At 69.7% G+C, this 1622-nt stretch carries 1 protein-coding gene; it reads left to right on the forward strand.

Annotation, left to right across the window (positions count from 1 at the left end; all coding sequences use genetic code 11):
• Nucleotides 1–86 precede the first annotated feature (86 nt).
• Nucleotides 87–1463, forward strand: coding sequence for an IS1380 family transposase (locus ACFYNS_RS31845; protein WP_388606380.1), 1377 nt, complete (start codon nucleotides 87–89; stop codon nucleotides 1461–1463).
• The last annotated feature ends 159 nt before the right edge of the window (nucleotides 1464–1622 follow it).

A 1622-nucleotide genomic window follows, 5' to 3' on the forward strand; every position in this document is an offset into this window, starting at 1 on the left:
ATCACATAAGCAGAAAGTGCCTCTGACCAGCGAGAATGTGGATTGTCGAGATCCCTGTTCCCGCCGCCGTCGGAGGCACTTCCCAGGTGAAGAAGCGTATCGGGTCCTATCCGCGTGTCCGCGTCGAGGGCGGTGGTCGCGGGGTGGTCTCGCAAGCCGGTGGGGTGCTGCTGGTCGAGACGAGCCGCAAGTCCGGGCTGGATGAGGCGATATCGACCGCGCTGACGCCGTGGCGGCGTCCTCGCGCGATCCACGACCCGGGGAAGATCCTGATGGACGTGGCGCTGGCGGTCGCGCTGGGCGGTGACTGTCTCGCCGATGTCGGGATGCTGCGGGCCGAGCCGGCCGTGTTCGGTCCGGTGGCCTCCGACCCGACCGTCTCCCGCCTGATCGATACCCTCGCCGCGGCCGGGCCGAAGGCCCTGACAGCGATCCGCACCGCGCGGGCGGAAGCCCGCGAGCGGGTGTGGAAGCTGGCCGGCTCTGCGGCACCGGACGCGACCGGGCAGGTGGTCGTGGATCTGGACGGGGTGCTGGTCCTGGCGCACTCCGAGAAGCAGGATGCGACACCGACCTGGAAGAGGACCTTCGGTCACCACCCGCTCATGGCCTTCCTTGACCATGGACCACAGGGCAGCGGAGAGCCGGTGGCGGCCCTGCTGCGGCCCGGGAACGCGGGCAGCAACACCGCAGCCGACCACATCGAAACGGCTCAACTGGCCTTGGCCCAACTACCGAAGCACTACCGGCGCGGGCGACGGACGCTGATCCGCACCGACTCCGGCGGCGGCACCCACGAGTTCGTGGCCTGGCTCGCCCAGCGCGGCCGGTGGCTGTCCTACTCGGTCGGCATGACCATCACCGATGCCATCCACCAAGCCGTACTGAAGGTCCCGACCACCGCTTGGACACCCGCCGTCGAGCCCGGCGGCGAGATCCGGGACGGCGCCTGGGTCGCCGAACTGTCCGGCGACTGCCTGGGCAGCTGGCCGAAGGGGATGCGGCTGATCGTCCGCAAGGAACGTCCCCACCCCGGAGCCCAGCTGCGTCTGACAGACGCCGACGGACTGCGGCTCACCTGCTTCGCCACCAACACCACCAGCGTCCCGATCGCCGATCTGGAGCTACGGCACCGCCGACGGGCCCGCGCCGAGGACCGCATCCGGGCCGCCCGCGCCACCGGTCTGCGCAACCTGCCCCTCCACGAGGTCGCGCAGAACCAGATCTGGCTGGAGATCGTCCAGCTCGCACTCGAGCTGCTGGCCTGGATGCCGATGCTCGCCCTGACCGGCAAAGCCCGGCTCTGGGAACCCCGCCGGCTCCGGCTCCGGTTGTTCTCCGCCGCCGCCCAACTCGTCACTACCGCCCGCCAACGGCACTTGAGATTCGCCCGCCACTGGCCCTGGAACGAAGTGATCACAGGGGCGCTCGAACGGCTCGCCCTGCTGCCCAACCCTGGCTGACAAGCGACCCGCCGTCCCTACGACCCACACCATTTCCCGGAGCAGTGGAACCCGGCGCACACCCGACGCGAGAGCCGGGCCTCCGACCTGCCCACCATCAGCACCGAACGCAAGAACGGTCTGCCGACTCCGTCGGCAGACCGTCACGAAAGTTCGAGG

This window comes from Streptomyces sp. NPDC006925 (assembly GCF_042869575.1).
Lineage (GTDB): Bacteria > Actinomycetota > Actinomycetes > Streptomycetales > Streptomycetaceae > Streptomyces.